At 37.9% G+C, this 18,389-nt stretch carries 12 protein-coding genes; 4 read left to right on the top strand and 8 right to left on the bottom strand.

All coding sequences use genetic code 11. The features are described 5' to 3' along the window. Window positions 1-32 precede the first annotated feature (32 nt). Window positions 33-998, bottom strand: a complete 966-nt coding sequence (locus tag HME7025_RS07895) for a zinc-dependent alcohol dehydrogenase family protein (protein ID WP_109323112.1) — start codon at window positions 996-998, stop codon at window positions 33-35. A 110-nt stretch (window positions 999-1,108) separates the two neighbouring features. On the opposite strand from HME7025_RS07895, the gene HME7025_RS07890 reads away from it, so the two are divergent. The 4 genes from HME7025_RS07890 to HME7025_RS07875 are packed head-to-tail and all read left to right on the top strand — an operon-like array spanning window position 1,109 to window position 4,959. Then, window positions 1,109-1,876, top strand: a complete 768-nt coding sequence (locus tag HME7025_RS07890) for a glucose 1-dehydrogenase (protein WP_109323111.1) — start codon at window positions 1,109-1,111, stop codon at window positions 1,874-1,876. 5 nt (window positions 1,877-1,881) lie between these two features. Next, window positions 1,882-3,093, top strand: coding sequence for an acyl-CoA dehydrogenase family protein (locus HME7025_RS07885; protein WP_109323110.1), 1,212 nt, complete (start codon window positions 1,882-1,884; stop codon window positions 3,091-3,093). After that, window positions 3,090-4,115 (top strand): phosphotransferase family protein, encoded by a 1,026-nt coding sequence (locus HME7025_RS07880; RefSeq protein ID WP_109323109.1) that lies wholly within the window; start codon window positions 3,090-3,092, stop codon window positions 4,113-4,115. Before HME7025_RS07885 ends, HME7025_RS07880 begins: the two co-directional genes overlap by 4 nt. A gap of 1 nt (window position 4,116) precedes the next feature. Then, window positions 4,117-4,959 carry a 3-hydroxyacyl-CoA dehydrogenase gene (locus HME7025_RS07875; RefSeq protein WP_109323108.1) on the top strand — a complete coding sequence of 281 codons (843 nt, stop codon included), beginning with the start codon at window positions 4,117-4,119 and terminating at the stop codon, window positions 4,957-4,959. 108 nt (window positions 4,960-5,067) lie between these two features. Here HME7025_RS07875 and HME7025_RS07870 read toward each other — a convergent pair whose 3' ends face one another. The 7 genes from HME7025_RS07870 to HME7025_RS07840 form a co-directional block, all read right to left on the bottom strand. Next, entirely contained in the window at window positions 5,068-7,158 is a 2,091-nt protein-coding gene (locus HME7025_RS07870) for a penicillin acylase family protein (RefSeq protein ID WP_109323107.1), read from the bottom strand. Next, window positions 7,155-9,635, bottom strand: coding sequence for a PIG-L family deacetylase (locus HME7025_RS07865; protein ID WP_109323106.1), 2,481 nt, complete (start codon window positions 9,633-9,635; stop codon window positions 7,155-7,157). The genes HME7025_RS07870 and HME7025_RS07865 overlap by 4 nt, the downstream gene beginning before the upstream one ends. A 29-nt stretch (window positions 9,636-9,664) precedes the next feature. Further along, window positions 9,665-11,059: a sialate O-acetylesterase gene (locus tag HME7025_RS07860; RefSeq protein ID WP_109323105.1), complete on the bottom strand. Its 1,395-nt coding sequence runs from the start codon at window positions 11,057-11,059 to the stop codon at window positions 9,665-9,667. 13 nt (window positions 11,060-11,072) lie between these two features. Further along, the gene (locus tag HME7025_RS07855; protein WP_109323104.1) at window positions 11,073-12,443 is read right to left on the bottom strand and encodes a Gfo/Idh/MocA family protein; all 1,371 of its coding nucleotides are present in this window, start codon (window positions 12,441-12,443) and stop codon (window positions 11,073-11,075) included. Continuing rightward, on the bottom strand, window positions 12,440-13,846 hold the full coding sequence (locus tag HME7025_RS07850) for a glycoside hydrolase family 30 protein (RefSeq protein WP_109323103.1): 1,407 nt from the start codon (window positions 13,844-13,846) through the stop codon (window positions 12,440-12,442). The genes HME7025_RS07855 and HME7025_RS07850 overlap by 4 nt, the downstream gene beginning before the upstream one ends. A gap of 131 nt (window positions 13,847-13,977) precedes the next feature. Beyond that, window positions 13,978-15,843 carry a proton-conducting transporter transmembrane domain-containing protein gene (locus HME7025_RS07845; protein ID WP_109323102.1) on the bottom strand — a complete coding sequence of 622 codons (1,866 nt, stop codon included), beginning with the start codon at window positions 15,841-15,843 and terminating at the stop codon, window positions 13,978-13,980. Window positions 15,844-15,847: 4 nt separating this feature from the next. Further along, a complete protein-coding gene (locus tag HME7025_RS07840) occupies window positions 15,848-18,352 on the bottom strand; it encodes a YbcC family protein (protein WP_109323101.1) in 2,505 nt (834 codons plus the stop codon). Between the last annotated feature and the right edge of the window lie 37 nt (window positions 18,353-18,389).

Below are 18,389 nucleotides of genomic sequence, written 5' to 3'. Positions count from 1 at the left end.
AAATAACAATTCTACATTTTACATTCTTCTTTCTACATTAAAAGAATCTTCCCATTCCTTCCGGGAGTTTCATAAGCTTGAATGGCTTCTTGGAATTTTTCTAATGGGTAAGAGCTCGCAACATCAACTTGAATACTTTCTTTACTCAAGTGCTCAAAAACAGTCTTAATGGCTGTTTTTTGCATTTGGGGACTAGTGTTTTCCATCCAACTAGTTAACCAAAATCCTTTGATCGTCAGGTTTTTAAAAATGAGAAGTCCAGAGTTCAATGGAATGTTGTTTAAGCTAAGAGAGCCAAATACGTACATAGTCCCTCCTATTTCTAAACTAGATAGGATTTTGCCCGCTAATTCTCCTCCTACTGCATCAAAAATTGCTTTAACTCCATGGGGAGCATTTTCTCTCATTATACCACCAACTTTCTCATTATCTGTATTAATCACCAAATCAGCCCCCATTTGATATAAAAGTTCCTTTTGAGAATCTTGTCGAACGGTAGCTGCTACCCAAATACCTTTTTGTTTGGCCATTTGTATCACTAATTTACCCCAAGCTGACGCTCCTGCTGTAATCAATAGTTTATCACCTTCTTTCAATCCACTTTCTTCTAACATGGCATAGGCTGTTAATGGATTGATAAAAGCCTGACATGCAATTTCATTTGACATATTGACAGGAACAGGAACCACGGAGTTGACTGGGGCGCAAACATATTCTTTCCAAGTACCTAAAGCCGTAAATAATACGCGAGTACCCACAGGATACGTTTGCAAGCTATCGGTGCTTTCAATGATTCCGACAGCCTCAAATCCTGCACTACTTGGTAGTTTCGGCTGAATGCCATATCGACCTTGAATAAACATGATGTCAGATGGATTGATGTTTCTAGCAAGCACTTGAATTCTAACTTCATGAGCTTTGGGTTCAGGCATGGGTGCATCAACCAATCTTAGTACATCTTTCGGTAATCCAGTTTGTTCAAAAATGACTTGTTTCATCTCGCTATAAATTGGTAAGAAGAATTAAAAAGGAATATAAAAAAAATCATTGAAAGACTATCTAAGTCTTGCTTAGAATGCTTAAATTGTTTCTTAACAAAATAATATTTATGCACCCATTTACTTTATTTTCCTTGGAGGGAAAAGTCGCTTTAATCACAGGAGCTAGTAAAGGCATTGGTTTAAGTATAGCGGAGGCATTTGCTCAAGCTGGCGCCAAAGTGGTCATTAGTAGCAGAAGACAAGAGTCTTTGGATGAGATGGCATTAGAGCTTCGAGAAAAAGGATTGTTGGTGGAAGCAATTGCCTGCCATGTAGGACATATGGATGAATTACAAGCTTTGGTAGATCAGACGATCGAGTTGTATGGGCAATTGGATATCGTGGTAAATAATGCCGCAACAAATCCAGTTTTTGGTCCTGTTGAAGATACTAGCTTAGAAGCCTTTGATAAAATCATTGAAGTGAATTTAAAAGCTCCTTTTCAATTGATGAAGATCTGCTTTCCATACCTTAAAAAATCAGATGGTGCTTCAGTGATTAATATTTCATCCATTGGTGGATTATCTCCAGAGCCTGGTTTAGGTATATACAGTGTCAGTAAAGCCGCCTTAATTTCCATGACAGAAGTATTTGCCAAGGAATGGGGAGAACATGGCATTCGTGTCAATACTATTTGTCCTGGATTAATCAAAACAAAATTCTCAGAAGCACTTTGGGATAATGAACATATATTAAAACACATGATGAAAAGCCTGTCTATCAAGCGTGTGGGTAAACCCGATGAAATAGCCGCAGCTGCCCTTTATTTGGCTTCTGAGGCATCTTCATATACAACAGGCACCGTTTTGACTGCCGATGGCGGATTTACGATTTAAACCCTATGGAATCAATACCATCTATATTTTTATCAGAACGAGTTTCCAAGCTTTTGCCTCGTTACCAGCAATTTGTCCAAGAACATCTTAAACCGCTAGAACAAGGCGCGATTTATGGTTCATTTAAGGCTCATTTACCTGCTTTACATGAATTAAGGCGTAAAGCTAAGTTGGAAGGATTATTTGCCCCACACCTATCTGTAAAGGAAGGGGGAATAGGTCTTAGTCTATTGGAGTTTGCCTCAATATCAGAAGTATTAGGTCAAAGTCCCATTGGACATTTTGTGTTCAATTGTCAGGCGCCAGATATTGGAAACATGGAACTGCTGCACCGATTTGCATCTGAAGATTTGAAAGTTAAATACCTTCATCCATTACAAAAAGGAGAAATACGTTCATGTTTTGCAATGACGGAACCAGAGCATGCAGGAAGTAATCCAATTCACCTTTCCACCCGAGCCGAATTGGATGGAGATGAATATGTCATAAATGGACATAAATGGTTTACCTCTTCTGCCGACGGAGCTTATTTTACTATTGTGATGGCTGTGACGGATCCTGACAATACGAATCCTTATCAAAGGGCCAGTATGATTTTAGTACCATTGGATAATCCAGGATACCGTCTGATTCGAAATATTCCTATTATGGGTGATGTTGGAGAAGATTATTTATCTCATGGAGAAGTTGAATTTAAGGATTGTCGAGTTCATAAATCATATCTTATCGGTGAAGCTGGCTCAGGTTTTGCTTTAGCTCAGGAAAGATTAGGACCGGGTAGAATACATCATTGTATGCGCTGGATTGGAATTTGTGAAAGGGTGTTGGAATTAACATGCAAAAGAGCGGCAACTAGGGAATTAAATCCAAACCATGTATTAGCAGATCAACAAAGCATTCAGCATGGTATTGCTGAAAGTGCTGCAGAAATAAAGGCATCTCGTTTGATGGTTTTGCAAACAGCCTATTTGATCGAAAAATATGGTGCTAAGGCTGCCAAAGAGGATATTTCTACCATCAAGTTTTATGTTTCTAATGTCTTGATGCGAGTGATTGATAAAGCAATTCAAGTGCATGGTGCACTGGGAATCACGGATGATACCTTATTATCTTTTTGGTATCGACATGAACGAGGAGCAAAAATCTATGATGGTCCTGATGAAGTTCATAAGACTGTATTAGCGAAAAGAATTATTCAATCTTATGCCGCTCGATGAACGATTTAGCCAATTCTTCTTTATTGGAATACTTATCGGATCATTTACATGTTCCCGTTTCAGAAATTCAGTTAAAGCCATTTAAAGGAGGTTTCTCAAATTTAACCTTTGGATTAGAAGCTCTTGGTAAAAAATGGGTTTTGCGGAGGCCACCTTTGGGAAAGAAAATATCCAAAGCGCATGATATGGCCAGAGAATTTAGAATTTTGGAAGCCTTAGAAAGAGCAGGATATCAGAAAATACCTAAACCAATTCTCTGTTGTGAGGACGAGAGCATTTGGGATGCACCCTTTTTCATCATGGAACATGTAGAGGGTCCTATTTTACGCAATAAAATGCCGGAAGGACTCCATCTTTCGCCTCATTTTTTTAAACAGCTTTCAGCCAAATCATTGGATGTATTGCTGGAGTTACACCAATTGGAACTTGAGAAATCAGGTTTGGGAAATTTAGGAAAGCCAGAAGGATTTGTTGCTAGGCAGGTTCATGGTTGGGCAGATCGCTATTCCAAGGCCGAGACAGAAGAAATCTTGGATATGAATCATTTGGCAGCTTGGTTACAAGATCATATTCCTATTGAAGAGCATATTGGATTCATTCATAATGATTTCAAATACGATAATTTGGTATTATCCAATTTTGAGCAACCTGAAATTAAAGCAGTACTTGATTGGGAAATGGCCACTGTGGGAGATCCATTAATGGATTTAGGAACGGTGTTGGCCTATTGGGCGGAGGCAAATGATCCTGAGATTTTAAAAATGTTCAATTTATCCTATGCAGAAGGGAATTTTACTCGTGCGGAAGTAATCGAATATTATGCTCAAAAGAGTGCATTGAATCTAGATAATATACATTTTTATTATGCATTTGGCTTATTTAAAGTGGGCGTAATTGCTCAACAAATTTACCAAAGACATGTACAAGGTTTTGCTCCTGATCCTCGCTTTGCGGCTTTGATTCACGTTGTCAAAGCCTGTGGAAAATTAGCTGTTCAAAGTATTCTAACTCATCGGATTTAATATGGAAATCAAACATGTATGTATTTTAGGTGCAGGTACTCTTGGCAGCCGAATTGGTTTTCAAGCTGCTTTATCGGGTTTTTGGGTTAAAATTTATGACATCAAAGAGGAATCATTTATTCTTTCTCAAAAGATGATTTCCAAGATTGCTAAGGGACTTTTTGCTGCTGAAACATATTCAAAAGATGAAATTGCCGCTGCTTTAAATCGATTGAGCTATACATTAAATGATGAGGAGGCAGTTGCTGAGGCCGATATCATTTCAGAGTCCGTCACGGAAGATTTAGCACTTAAACAACAAGTATGGGCAAGAATGGCTCAAATTGCTCCTGAAAAAACGATATTTACGACTAATACTTCTTATCTACTTCCCTCCTCTTTGGCTGCATTTACAGGGCGTCCCACCCGTTTTTGTGCTTTTCATTTTCACGATGTATTTTACTCTAAAATCGTGGACATTATGCCGCATCCTGAAACAGATGCTGAATTAATACCCATTTTGGATGATTTTGGGAAGAGACTCAAACAAGTACCCGTTTTAGTTAAAAAAGAGAATCATGGCTACCTATTTAATGCCATGTTATTGTCATTTTTGGGAGCTGCTGGAAAACTATTAGTGAATGAAGTGGCAACGATTGAGGACATCGATAAATCTTGGATGGTGAATTTTCATGCACCTATGGGTCCTTTTGCCATTTTGGATTCCATTGGTCTAGATACAGCTTGGCATGTCACCCATCAATTGCCAGATGCTAATTCGAAAGCCTTTGCTGCCTTGTTAAAAACCTATGTAGATGCCGGAAAACTAGGTGAAAAATCAGGAGAAGGGTTTTATAGGTATTAGAATGTAGAATGAAGAATTAAGAATGTAGAATTATTACTTCCTAGACAATGAAGAGAAATATCTAAATAAGCAGCTATTTTACATTCTACATTTTTCATTCTACATTAATTACTCCGGATGATACACCCTCTTTGCTTGATCAAGCACCGTTTTTTTATCTAGTGTCATCGGTTTAACTTGTTGAGCTTGGTAAAGAGGTCTTTGGTCAGCAAAATGAGGACTAGTAGGATTAGAACTTGCACCAAAAGTATTGATTGATTCAATAAACGGAAGTCCTCCATCTTTGGGGAACCGGACAAATTGGATATAAGCATCTCCACTATTCATTCTTCTTTTTCCACCTTCCATCTCAACGGACATAACAGCCGCTAAAACATCGGGCATACCCCCTTGTGCCCAATTTTCTTTTCCTCTAACAAGTCGTTGTACATCACCTAGCGCCAAATCTGTGCGCTTGAAATGTTGCATTAAAGTCTTTTGAATATATTCAAATACTTGAACTGCTTCTGCTGAAGTTAATGTTTGATCTTGTCGACCTGCCATGATTTTAGGCACTTGATAATAAGCCATCAAATAAATCAAAGCTCCCTGACTTTGAGGTGAGGCCACATGATCCCAAGCTTGCAATTTTTCAATTAATGGTTGAATATGTGGATATTGGGCAGCATTTAGCAAAAACAAGGAATCGGCTTTATATCCATAAGGAAACAAGATCTTCTTTGGTAATTGTCTGTCAAATTTGATCCGCTTTAATTCTGTGTAACTGATTTTGTCCTCCGCATCCAATAATTCCTTAGCTCGGGCACTTCGGTTGTTGTGATATAATTCATAGCCATCATTGGCATCAAAATCCTTGGGATTCAGATTTTCCTGATCTGTAGTTGCCAAGAAGGGAGAATGATTGGTATTAAATAAATATCCACTTTTAGGATTATGGTATTGAGGTAAAGCAGAAAATGGTTTGAAGGAAGTCCACAAACTGGCTTTGGTATTTCCAGCTATAGTAGATGCCCAATTAAACTGTTTATCTGGATTCCGAAAGGGCATTTTACCATTGGAAACATAGAAAATGTTACTTTCTTTGTCTGCATAAAGTATATTAAACATGGCCAAATGATTTTCTTCCAAGGCTTTTTTGAATTCACCGAAATTATTGGCCTTGTTCATGTGATACCATTGTTCCAACGATTTGGAATCCATCAAAGAAGGTAATCGCATCGAAAAATAGGCACCTTGTGGGCCCTTGACGGTTGGGCCATAGATGGAACGATAAGCCATTTTGCTGATAGAAATAGGGAGACCTTTGATTTTTAGCTTGATTTTTCTTTTTTCCAAAGGCAACCATTCGCCATCCACTAGATACATTCCTGGATGTTTGGAATCGGTTTTTAATTGATAGACATCTATTTTATCTTGAAAGTTAACCGTATGCGCCCATGCTAGATTAGGACTAGTTCCGTGAAAAATTAATGGGGCACCAGGAAATAAGCCACCTAACATATTCCAGCCTTCCTCACTCTGTAAATGTGCCTCATAGAATGCGGTAGCTCCTTCAATAGGTTGGTGCGCATTTATCACTAGCATATTTTCGCCACTTTCGGATTTGGAGGAATGAATTGCGAAAGAATTACTTCCTTCTCCTGTAAATCCTGGTAACGTGGCAATACTACCATTGAGAAGTTTAGGCAATGTCCTTTCTACTCCACAAAATACGGCTACTGAAAAAACGGTGGTGGATAAATATTCCTCTACACTGATCGGAAAAACATGTTTATTTAAGACTTCTTTAGGATGAGCTTCTGCATAGGCAGTTAAACCTAACAAGTATCCTTTGATAAGCATAATGAATTTTGGGTCCATCGTGCTAATTTGCTCTTCCACCAATTTTTTAGTTTGAAGTAGGCCAAATACATAATCCACGGGTGCCCCTTTCTTTCCTAAATAGGTACCCAATTTGCCTTTTCCAGTTAGAATTAAAGTTTGTATGGTCTTAAAATCATCTTCTGCATGTGCCCAAGCCAATCCATAGGCTACTTCAGGATCCGTTGGGGCAAAAATATGAGGGACTCCATAGGAATCCCTCGCAATTTGAATTTTCTCTGTTCTAATAATGGGAAAAGAATAGGTTTGTGCGATGACATTGACATGAACTATCAATATAAACGCGAGACAAGCTATCCCTGGAATGCTTACTTTCATTTACTATTGGGGTTACTGATTAAATTAGCAAATAAGCGATATGCTCCTGGTATGCCAGCAGGTAATTCACGGAAGAAAACTAGTCCAGTATATATGAATCGACCTTTACCATATTTGGCAATGGCAATATTTCCTTTTTCAAGTTTTTCACCTGGATCTGTAAAACCCAATGGAAATTCCACATGGGGATCATTGGATTCTCCTAAATAAATGCTGCGTTCCTGTACCCAACCTTGGAAATCATCAACTGAGATTTTATTGGGTTGATTAAATACAGCATGATTTGCTAGTAAAAATTCGGGCTGAGCATTTTCTCGAGTAATTCTTGAGCGCCCCACTTGAAATGGATAAGGAGCCATCTGAGACTTCATTGGACCTAAAAAACTGGCAGTATTATATTGAACGACATAATTACCTCCATTCTCGATGTATTTCATCAATTCAGGATGTGCATTGCCTAAATAATCTTCCGTATTGTAGGCTCTAACCCCAGTCACGACGGCATCATATTTCTTTAAAGATTCAAATTTCAAATCACTTTCTTTCAAGAAGTCTACTTGATAGCCCATTTGTGATAAAGCTTCAGGAACCTTATCTCCTGCCCCGCGAATGTAGCCTATGCGTTTCCCTTTACTAAGAATTGGGCTATGAATAATATCCAAACCTACTCCCGTAAAATATCGCTGTGTTGGAATATGAGCATATTCAATGGTGTGAAGTTCTAAAGAGTCAATCCAGTTTCCTTTCTCCGTGGAGTAAGCTAAGGATAATTGGTGATGAATTTTTCCAGTTCCTTTCAAAGAAGATTCTTGAAATGATATATCAAAGGATCTTTTCTCCCCTTTTTTTAATCCTTTCTCCAATGAAATATTGGCCAAGGTTTCTCCTAATTCATTTTTAATTTGAACACTACCCGGGCTTATTGTGGACATCGCAGTAATATTCACTAAGGTACTTTTATTTGCTTTAGAGCCGATGGGCAATAAAAGCACGTTAGAACTTAACGAGAAAACACTTTTAGGAGTAATGGCAATAGGCTGATAAATCTCTCCTTTTACTGGATCCACAAACATTTGTTGAATGGATTTTTCTAGACGAAAAGTTTCACCTTCTAATTGAAAGCTTAGTTGAACCGTAACAGCTGGATCTACATCTGCTTGTCCAATTTTCATAGGATCTTCTACTACAAAATTGCCTGAATTTCTTGCTTTTTGTAACCAATATGGTTGTGTATAAGCTTGATTTACAGGTATTTTAGAAGACCAAATAAGTTTTCTTGAACTATTTATTTTACCAGCAAATGTGGTGTCTTTTTGAAGCACTTTTACTTGAACATTTTCTAATGTCAATGGGCTTCTTAGAATAATTTCAGTTTTGAAATTCATGGTATCACCCGTCGCAATGGTGCTTTGCTGAGTCGTTCCTGAAACATATAAAGCTGCGGCTTTCAAAATCCAGTTATTTACTTGAACCAGTTTCTTCTGCTGATAGGTCGATTTAGGTAGAGCTTCAATGGATTTTTTCAAAGCAATCATGGCTTTTACACTGGCATAAGGCTTTTCCCACTGATATGATTGAATGATATCTTTCAACTGAGCTTCTACTGATTCCGAACCTGTAATTCTTGACCAGGAAGTTGAAACACCATCCCACAATTGTTGTTTTGGAGCCTCTCCTGCTAAGGTTTCAAAGTATTCGGTGCTTAATCCTCTATCAGCAGCAAATCCGAAGCCTTGGCACTTATGTTGGCTTCTGCTTAAAGCAGCCAATTCACCAGTACTTACGCCTAGAGCTGGCAAATAATTCCCAATTTGGATTTTAAACTGGTTTTCATTGATGGTATTGTTAGCTGAACCAGGAAAACGGAATGTATTCCAAAGTAAGCGTTTTGCTTGCCAGGTTTGCACTCCCCTGCTTAATTGCTCAGGAAAGCGCTTGGGATCTGCTGCTGCAGTATATGCCTCAATGGCTAAAGCAGCTGATGCAGAATGGTGTCCATGGCCAGCTCGAGCATCGGGAGGGAATCTGGTGAATATAATATCAGGTTGTAATTTCCGAATTACCCATACTAGATTGGACAATATTAGTTCATGATTCCATGTACTTAGTGCTTCATCCGTGGATTTAGAAAAGCCAAAATCCAAAGCTTGAGAAAAATATTGATGAGCCCCATCTATTTTTCTAGCGGCAAGTAACTCTTGAGTTCTTAATAAACCCAATGGAACGCCCTGTTCATCTCCAATTAAGTTTTGTCCTCCATCACCTCGAGTACAAGAGAAATAATTGGCTTCCCAATGCTGTTCTTGCGCAAACCAAGTCAACATGTGTGTACTTTCATCGTCGGGATGCGCTGCAACGTGCAGAACAGTTCCTAAAACTTGAATGGATTGTAAATCCTCATATAATTGTGCGTTGGTTTGCTGTGCAAAACTTGAAAAACTACTACAGGCTAATAAGTAAAGAAAGATTTTTTTCATGGATATAGAATAGGCTTTTGTTGATTTGTTTAATTATCCCAATTATCGGTACGGAAAAGATTAACAGGTAATCCTTCTCGACTAAATAAATTAGGTATGGCATCGTTGGTAAATGAATATCGAACAGCTACTGGATTAGGAACGTCTGGGGATGAAACTACAAGTGTATTTCCATCAATTTTGCCTTGGGCTGGATAGAATTTCTGATCTTCTCCTGCAATCATTAAATGAGATGGATCTCCACCTTTGGCAACTAATTTGCCATTTAATTCTCTAAAATAAATGCGGATTTTGCCCTTTTCTACCCGATGTCTGTCGTATTTAGGGTAAAAGATAGGGCCAGCTTCTTGGCCATAATTTTTCACTAATGCCAAACTTGCAAAACGATGTGCGACTTCAATTTTTTGTGTTGGGTGAATGTTGCTCACATCGGGAACTAAATCACTCAAAACCACCATGGCTGTCTTTTCTAAGCCCAAATTTTTCGTTTGAGCTTCTCTCAATTTTGCTCCAAAGTTATTTTCTCCATATTTGGAATAAGGGGCAATTTGTGCAAAATAAAACGGAAAGTTATTCTTGAATGCTGTTCTCCATGAGCTAATCATGGTTTCCATCAGTTCGGCATAGGTTTTATATTGTCCTACATTACTTTCTCCTTGATACCACAAGGCTCCTGCAATGGTATAAGAAGTGATAGGCGCAATCATGGCGTTGTAATTTAAGCCGGGATAAATGGACCAAAAAGAATTAGGTCTCAATTGTTTAGCGGCTTCCCACAGATTAGTTTTTTTAGCTAATATATCCTCTGGAGTCCAAACTTCTGCGGGTGTTCCTCCCCAATTGGAATTAATTAATCCCATAGGTACACCTAACTTTTGGTTTAATTCCTTACCAAAAAAGTAACCAATGGCTGAAAAGGATTTCATAGCTTCGGGATTACAGACTACCCAATGTGCTCTGACATCTTCTTGTGGATAAGAAGATGTAGCTTTCGGAATATAGAAAAATCGAATATCCTTATTGTTGGCATTAGGCATTTCATCCAAGCTTTCTTGGAGATTTTGATCCCCGCTCCACTCCATATTACTTTGACCAGAGAAAACCCAAACCTCTCCAAATACCACATCGGAGACTTTTATGGAATTTTTGCTTCCCTGAAATTCAATTTGATGGTTTCCTCCAGCAGCAGGTGTAGGAATTTGAATACTCCACTTTCCTAAAACCGCTTTGGCTTTAAAATGAGTTGTATCCCAATCCACATTGATCTTAACCGTTTCAGTTGGATTCGTAGTCCAACCCCACAAGGTAACCTTACTTTTTTGTTGCAAGACCATGTGATCTCCAATGATAGCAGGTAATTGTACATCGGCGCGAGCAATAAAGCCAGCGCAACAAAGTACCAATGAATAAAATATCTTTTTCATTCTTGTTCTTAATTTATGATTTTAACATGTTTCTGTTCCATGGTCCACGATATGGTCTGGCCAATAAAGCAGTAGCCTGAGGATCATTAACAATGATTTTGGCACTTGGGTCATAAATTAAAGGTCTTCCTCCTAAGTCCATGGAAACATTAGCTAACAGGCAACTAGCTGTAGAAATATGTCCCTCTCCAATATCCGCGATTGGCTTGGATTTTTTATCAATGGCTGCTAAGAAATCCAACATATGCAAACGCGTAGCTGGAGCAGCATTAAGCTCAATTCGCTCTTCTGTTAAATCTTCTGGATATTTTTCTTTTTCGTACACCACATCCATGTGCAAACTTTTTTGCTTGGAATCTACAGGAGTAAAATCATATTTCATGGTGCTGGCACGTAGCGTACCTTTTTCTCCATAAATGGTTAATCCCCAAGGATATTCAGGATCATTGGGTGTTCCCCAAGTACGGTGTTGCCATACGCAGTTTAGGCCATCGTATTCAAAAACGGCAGATTGTGTATCAGAAATATTGGATTTCCCTTCTTTTTGAACATAAATACCTCCTTGAGAGCTGATGCGCTTTGGCCAGCCTAAATCGAGCATCCAGCGGGCAGTATCAAACATGTGGATACACATGTCGCCCATAATGCCATTGCCATATTCCTTGAATGTTCTCCACCAACGGATATGTGGACTTCCATCATATGGTCTCATAGGGGCTGGTCCAGTCCACATCTCATAATCAAAATAGTCTGGAACAGCTTGAACTGGTGGATTACCATTATTTCTCATGTGATAATAACAGTACATTTCCACATGGGCAACTTTTCCTAAAAGACCTTTATCAATGATTTCTTTTTTAGCGTGAATTAAATGAGGGGTACTTTTTCTTTGTGTACCAACTTGAACGACTTTACCATATTTCCTTGCGGCAGCTACCATGGCCTCACCTTCCAATACATCCACCGAAATTGGTTTTTGAACATAGACATTTGCTCCTGCTTTGACCGCCTCAATCATTTGTAATGGATGCCAATGATCTGGACTTCCAATCAAAACAATATCCAATTCGTTTTCGCTTAATAGCTTCCGATAATCACCATAAAGACGGGGTACTTTACCGGATTTTTGACGTTCACTCACCAATTTACCAGCTTGGTTTAATTGGTTTTTATCGACATCACAAAGGGCTATCACTTCGACAGGCACTACTTGGATAAGTCGGAATAGGTCACTCTTTCCATACCAACCTGTTCCAATCAAGGCCACACGTAATGGTTTGTCAGGATGAATCAAATCAAGTCCATAAGCACCGAATTGAGACATGGCCAAACTGGCTGTGGCACCTTTTAAAAAATGTCTTCGATTAATGTTGAATGTTTTCATAGCTTGAATAAAAAAGTTGAAACAGAAGAACCTGGAATATCTAGGTCTACCGTTTTATTTAGGTATTGAATGGGTAATTTTTGTTTTTCAGGACCTTCATTTTGAACCAATAAACAGATTTTCTTATCGGGTCTAAGAATGGCAACCATGGGTAAATGGGCTAATGAGTTAATTTTAATTCGTTTAGAACCTGCAGGGATAAATGAAGAAGCTTGTGCCATAATGTAATAAGCCACATTGCGTTGGATTCCTTTGTCGATGGTAATTGCTCCCAAACATTCAGTACAACCTCCAGTGCTATGCGGCCCTAAGTTTTTGTCATTTGCTAAATTCCATTCCAAAGCTGTTTTAGCACCTTGATTTAAAGCGCCAATGACCACGTTTTTTATATGCCACATAAAATCTCCATAAAAATCACCTTTCACTCCTGTCCATTGTTCTGTGAAATAGAGGTTTTTATCTGGATGCTTTGTCCTTACTTGTGCTAATGCACTAATATCCCCGTTGTATAAATGAAAAGCTGATCCATCGATATACTGTCTAGCTTTTGGGTCATTTAAAATGGTAATGGGATACTCGGGTTTATCGCAATTATGATCGTAACAGATGATTTTTGTGGAAATACTGTTTTTTTGAAACTGAGGCCCCAAATAATCTCGAATAAATACCAATTGATCTTCTGCCGTCATGAGCAAACTGGGGTTGTTACCAGGATGAAGCGGTTCATTTTGTGGAGTAATAGCATGAATCGTAATGCCTAATTTTTTCATCTCTTGAATGTATCTGACGAAATACCGAGCATAAACATCGTAGTACTTGAGAAGTAATTTACCTCCTTTAGAGTCCTGATTATCTTTCATCCAAGTTGGCGGACTCCAGGGAGTAGCAAATAGTTTTATTTGGGGATTGATGGCCAGAATCTCTTTTAAAAGAGGAATAAGTGCTTTTTGTTCTTCTTGTAAACTAAACAATTGAAGGGAATAATCTTCTTTACCAGTTGGCACATCATCATATGAAAATACCTTTTCATCCATATCTGAAGAGCCAATACTAATTCGTAGAACGGACAAATTTAATTGCCCTGGCTTATTTCCAAAGAGCTCATCTAAGAGCTCTTTCTTCTTGGCCTTATTTAGGGCCTGAATTAAATGGGCACTTCCACCTGTTAAGGTATATCCAAATCCATCGATAGTTTGATCGAAGGTTGTAAGATTTAATTTGATTGGTTCTGTTTGATTTCTGTTATTACTTGCGTCCCAGGCTATATTTGGCATTTTCTGGAACATCTGCTTGCTCTTTGGAAGTGAAATCCAAGATTCAATGGATTGTCCAAATATGCTCACAGGGGTTAACAAAATAAAAAGCATCCAAATGTACTTTGGATTTGCTTTTAGAACCTTCATAAATTATGAATTTGTTTGTAAACTTAAAGATATTCATATTTTGAAATTGTTCAATTCTATCTTGCTATTTTTCAAAAAAAAAGCGAACCCTTTTGGGGCTCGCTAGCAAACACGGATTGTATTGGGTTTTGTTAAAAATATCGGTTAGAAAATTCAGTATGCGTTTTAGAATTAGGTCCCATAAATATTCGGGCATAAATCCGCATAATGGAAAGTCCATCCAGTATGAAACTCAGTGAAACCACTGCTGCTAAAGCAAATTGGTCTTCATGAATGTGTGAGAAAATAACATCTTCTCCAATAAATGTAGGTGTAATAGGAAATCCTGTCAAACCTAAACAAGCCAATAGAAACACCAAGGCTATTTTAGGATGGTCTGCAGAAAGTCCATGAAAACGATTCAAGAGTATTTTACCTTCAAGTCGGAATAATCGCATGATACAAGCGTATCCAACCAAACCCGCAATGAGTATACCGCTTAAATAGATCCACGTTTCTTTGCTATCATAACTTTCATTGAATGAAATGGCTAAAGCGATGGTTATGTGGTTAATGATAACCAAAATCCAGCTTAAACGCAGACTTCTTCTTTGTGTGAAAGATTTCAATACAAATATTAATCCAATTGACCCTAGTATAACTGGCATGTAAAGAGTCCAGTCATTGTTGAAGTAATTTCCTTCTTTGACAATAAAAATACCTAATAATATGGGAACAAAAATTCCAATTAACCTTTTGACAGTCAAGAAATTAAGCTTGTTTCCTGCCCATTTCATGGGATTCCATAAATATTGATACATGATGGAGTCTAAATTCCATTCTTTCAAACATAGTAAATACAAGGTATTTTGGATTTTATCTGGAAAGGAATCTTCCACAGTCTTATCTTTTGGTTCAAAATGATAAAATTGTTCCCGAATCAAATAACTAACTACGGATGGAGAAACCAACAATTGGTAAGTTCTCAAAAATGCATTTCCTGCAAAGTGAAACAGGGCTAATTTTTCAAATCCAAGCGATATCTCAATGAAAATCAATCCAATTTGAGCTATGGAAGAATAGGCAATCTGACTTTTCACAGATGATTGTACCCGAGCTATTCCTGTGGCAATCACGGCTGTAATCAATCCCATGGCTGCAATGAGAATACGAATGGAAATTTGATGTTCCCAAAAAGGAAATGTTCTCAACATTAAAAAGACACCGATATGTACCGACAAAGACCCATAAAAAATGGCACTTGAAGGAGTTGGGCCTTCCATGGCTCTGGGAAGCCAAGATGAAAATGGTAATTGGGCTGATTTCGCACTGGCAGAAACGAGAAGCATCAAGGAAATAAAAACACCTATAAAGCTATGCGTTTGCAAATGTTCATGGACCAATTCGGCATTGTTTAATTGCGAAAAAGTAATGTTTTGATGCCATAAATGGTGGCTCGCCCACATGGCTAAAATGATACCTACGTCGCCTATTCGATAGATAGAAAACACCTTTACCGCATTTTTAACGGGTAAATAGCGCTCTCGATAAAAGGAAATTAATAAAAAGGATGAAATACCAAGCATCTCCCAACCAATGAACAAGGTTTCCATATTTCCTGCCAAAATGGTGATGCTATATCCTAAATAAAAGAAAAGCGTGGTGTTAAAAAAGCGCTTATATCCAGGTTCACGGTGTAAGTAATATCGGGAATACAGAGTAACCAAAAAGGTTAAAATAGCTCCTACCAGAAGATATACACTGGTGATATAATCAAATAGAAAATCAAGTTGGAATACATAATCACTGTTTTTAAACAGAATCCAACTTGTCATTTGCCATTCTGGAGCACCTAAAAATATCCAGTTGGCAACAAATAATGTAGCTATAAGCAATTGTACTCCTAGAGTACCAAACGCTGTATAGGATATTTTACCCTCGTCGTTTTTAGGTAAGACTAAGCTTATCAAAAAACCTGCCAGAGGAATTAAAATAAATATGGGAAGGTAATTTTGCATGGTATTAGTCTTGTTGGATTAAATACACGGGGAAATTCTCTTGATTACTTTCCAATAAGCTTTCGATTTCACGAATATGATCTAATTGTTTATTGATCGGCTGATAAGGATAGAATTGCCCTTTTTCGAATATTTGGACTTCTTTTGTTTCAGGATTGACGGAAGCTAAGATGACCCAATCGTTGATAAACCATTCATATGTCTCAGGAGATTTTTGGATGGTTCTTAACACAACATCTGGGAAGTGTTCTACGATAAGTAATAATCGAATAGGATCATGAACTTCGGTCATTTGGGAAGGTAAACCAGGACGTAAATCCCCATCTATTCCATTTGCGACTCCAAACAATCCCATGACATTGTGGGGTAATTTAGTTCCAGCACCCAATTTTTCGCTGTCTACGCGGGAGAAGTAATATTCTAAATTAATTCCACCACAAACGGGTGCGGCAGCTTTTAAAATGTTTAATAAATAATTTCCCTCTTGATCTACCCGATAATCAAACGAGTTTAAGAAAGATCTCCTATCTAAGAAAATACCCTTGGAAAGCTCTCTACGGCCAACCAAACACAAGGCATTCGTCGCATGATTTAATTCAGGACGAGGCTCAAATAGTGATACAGAACGAAGGCGGATCTTTTCATGAATTTCCTTCGGGCTCAGTTGCGTATTGATCGACTCAAAACGTCTAGAACGTTCTTTGGCATTTAAATCAAGAGCTTTTTCAAATACCTTTACATGTTGCTCATGTAATTTTTGATAAATAGGATCTTTGATTTCATCATCATAAAAAACGACTTCGTCGCGCGTAGTATCATGTAATCCTCCCACAAAAATGGTTGAATCTGGAATGTCAATGCCTCTTTCTTTTAATATAGCTCGAACTTCTGGTTTATTGGCCATTTTGCTTACTACACGTGCATTTACTGAGCCTGCTCTACCAGAACATGCTCCACAATCATAGGCAGCATAATGAGGATTATTGACAGAACTGGCACCATGACCTACTGCGTATACAATGGGAGCGAAATTATCCACCAAGCCAATACTTTTGAGCATTCCTTCTACTCGATTGGCCATTTCCTCAATCTTAAAGCCAATTTGTAAACTATTTTCTTGCTGGAACAAAGCATCATAATCCACCTGTAATTGGGAAAACTTATCCATGTGACGCAAGGATGAGGCTGTAGCTGGACTCATACTAGGTTTAAAAATATTGCCAAATAATTTGAGAGCAGACCAAAAACCTAAAGTTTGAGAAATAATCCAGCCTGTATAAAAATTATGGCTGTGTTTGGAGAAATGTAGTTCTGTTTCTCTTTTCTTTTCATCCCCAATTTCTTTGATTAAGAATTTGGGTGTAACGGGTGCAGGACAAAGCTTGGAATAGAATTTACCTCCTATTGGTTGATAAAAGAATTCTACACTAAAGAATCCAGGAGTACCATAAGTATCACACTGAGGGTCAATGGATTCTAAATATCTACGGAATGAACATTCGCGGTCATCAATACAAAATAATCCCTGAAAGCTCTTACTGCCAGTTCTTTTTGGAATTTTTGATTCTTGTTGAATTCCAGCTAAAACCTGATCATAATACGTCCATTCAAACGCTTCTTGGAAAATGGATAGAATTTCCATGACCTCAGAATGCTCAATAGGGTCTAATAATGATGGAAGTTGATGTTCTAAGGTATTTCCTAAACCGTTCCATCCACTCGATAACAGATAATCAATGGTATCTATTTCTAATAGACATTCTAACATGATTAAATCATGCAGACTAATTTGTCTACGATCTAGTAAAGTTTGTGGTAAATCTTCTACGGTAGAAACCATTCCTGACCATCCTTGATGAGCAAATTGCTGATCAAAAAGGTACTGCTCAAACAAATGAGGATGTGAACCAACTAAAATAGTTAATAAGTCTTCTAAGGTGGTATGTTCATCTAAGAGCATTTTTTTAGCTCTTTTCCCCTTAAATAAACTAACCCAACTTTTTCTTTCAAGCTCCTTAATGGCTTCTAAAAAACTTTTATTCTCAATAGGAAAGTGCCAAATGGAAATACCTTGATCTAAATAACTTGAAATCAAACGAAATAGATTGGGATGAACCATTGAATCCAAATCGATATTGAACACCTTTTTCCATTGACCCCTTAAAGCACCAATTCTAGGGTTAGGTAAGCCATCCAGCTCTTGGTGTAATAATTTGTATTTCCACTGAGTTGTTTTTTTGGCGCCTTTTTTCTTTTCAATGACATTATTTAAAATATCGTCATTGATTCGTTTAGCATGATAAAGTTCACGAAACTGATCTATGCTCAGGTATACTTGGTAACCAAGTGTAGTTTGTGCCTTTCTAAGTGCCTCATGAAATGGTAAATGTTGGAAGGCATGCAACGTATTATGATGCACAAAATCCATTAATGGAGCCTGTGCGGGTAAATAATGTTTTAATTCGTGTAGTACATGCTCTACATGAAATACCTTATGTGTTGAAGTCATCTTCCTCAATTTATTATTCCCATGAGAATTAATATTC

This window comes from Aquirufa nivalisilvae, from assembly GCF_003143535.1.
GTDB lineage: Bacteria > Bacteroidota > Bacteroidia > Cytophagales > Spirosomataceae > Aquirufa > Aquirufa nivalisilvae.
The sequence above is the reverse complement of the archived record's forward strand: the minus strand, read 5'-3'. Positions and strand labels throughout refer to the sequence as shown.

What these genes read in the sequence shown, in the direction of transcription:
- HME7025_RS07895 (WP_109323112.1), bottom strand. Translation starts at nt 998, where the DNA reads ATGAAACAAGTCATTTTTGAACAAACTGGATTACCGAAAGATGTACTA.
- HME7025_RS07890 (WP_109323111.1), top strand. Translation starts at nt 1,109, where the DNA reads ATGCACCCATTTACTTTATTTTCCTTGGAGGGAAAAGTCGCTTTAATC.
- HME7025_RS07885 (WP_109323110.1), top strand. Translation starts at nt 1,882, where the DNA reads ATGGAATCAATACCATCTATATTTTTATCAGAACGAGTTTCCAAGCTT.
- HME7025_RS07880 (WP_109323109.1), top strand. Translation starts at nt 3,090, where the DNA reads ATGAACGATTTAGCCAATTCTTCTTTATTGGAATACTTATCGGATCAT.
- HME7025_RS07875 (WP_109323108.1), top strand. Translation starts at nt 4,117, where the DNA reads ATGGAAATCAAACATGTATGTATTTTAGGTGCAGGTACTCTTGGCAGC.
- HME7025_RS07870 (WP_109323107.1), bottom strand. Translation starts at nt 7,158, where the DNA reads ATGAAAGTAAGCATTCCAGGGATAGCTTGTCTCGCGTTTATATTGATA.
- HME7025_RS07865 (WP_109323106.1), bottom strand. Translation starts at nt 9,635, where the DNA reads ATGAAAAAAATCTTTCTTTACTTATTAGCCTGTAGTAGTTTTTCAAGT.
- HME7025_RS07860 (WP_109323105.1), bottom strand. Translation starts at nt 11,059, where the DNA reads ATGAAAAAGATATTTTATTCATTGGTACTTTGTTGCGCTGGCTTTATT.
- HME7025_RS07855 (WP_109323104.1), bottom strand. Translation starts at nt 12,443, where the DNA reads ATGAAAACATTCAACATTAATCGAAGACATTTTTTAAAAGGTGCCACA.
- HME7025_RS07850 (WP_109323103.1), bottom strand. Translation starts at nt 13,846, where the DNA reads ATGAAGGTTCTAAAAGCAAATCCAAAGTACATTTGGATGCTTTTTATT.
- HME7025_RS07845 (WP_109323102.1), bottom strand. Translation starts at nt 15,843, where the DNA reads ATGCAAAATTACCTTCCCATATTTATTTTAATTCCTCTGGCAGGTTTT.
- HME7025_RS07840 (WP_109323101.1), bottom strand. Translation starts at nt 18,352, where the DNA reads ATGACTTCAACACATAAGGTATTTCATGTAGAGCATGTACTACACGAA.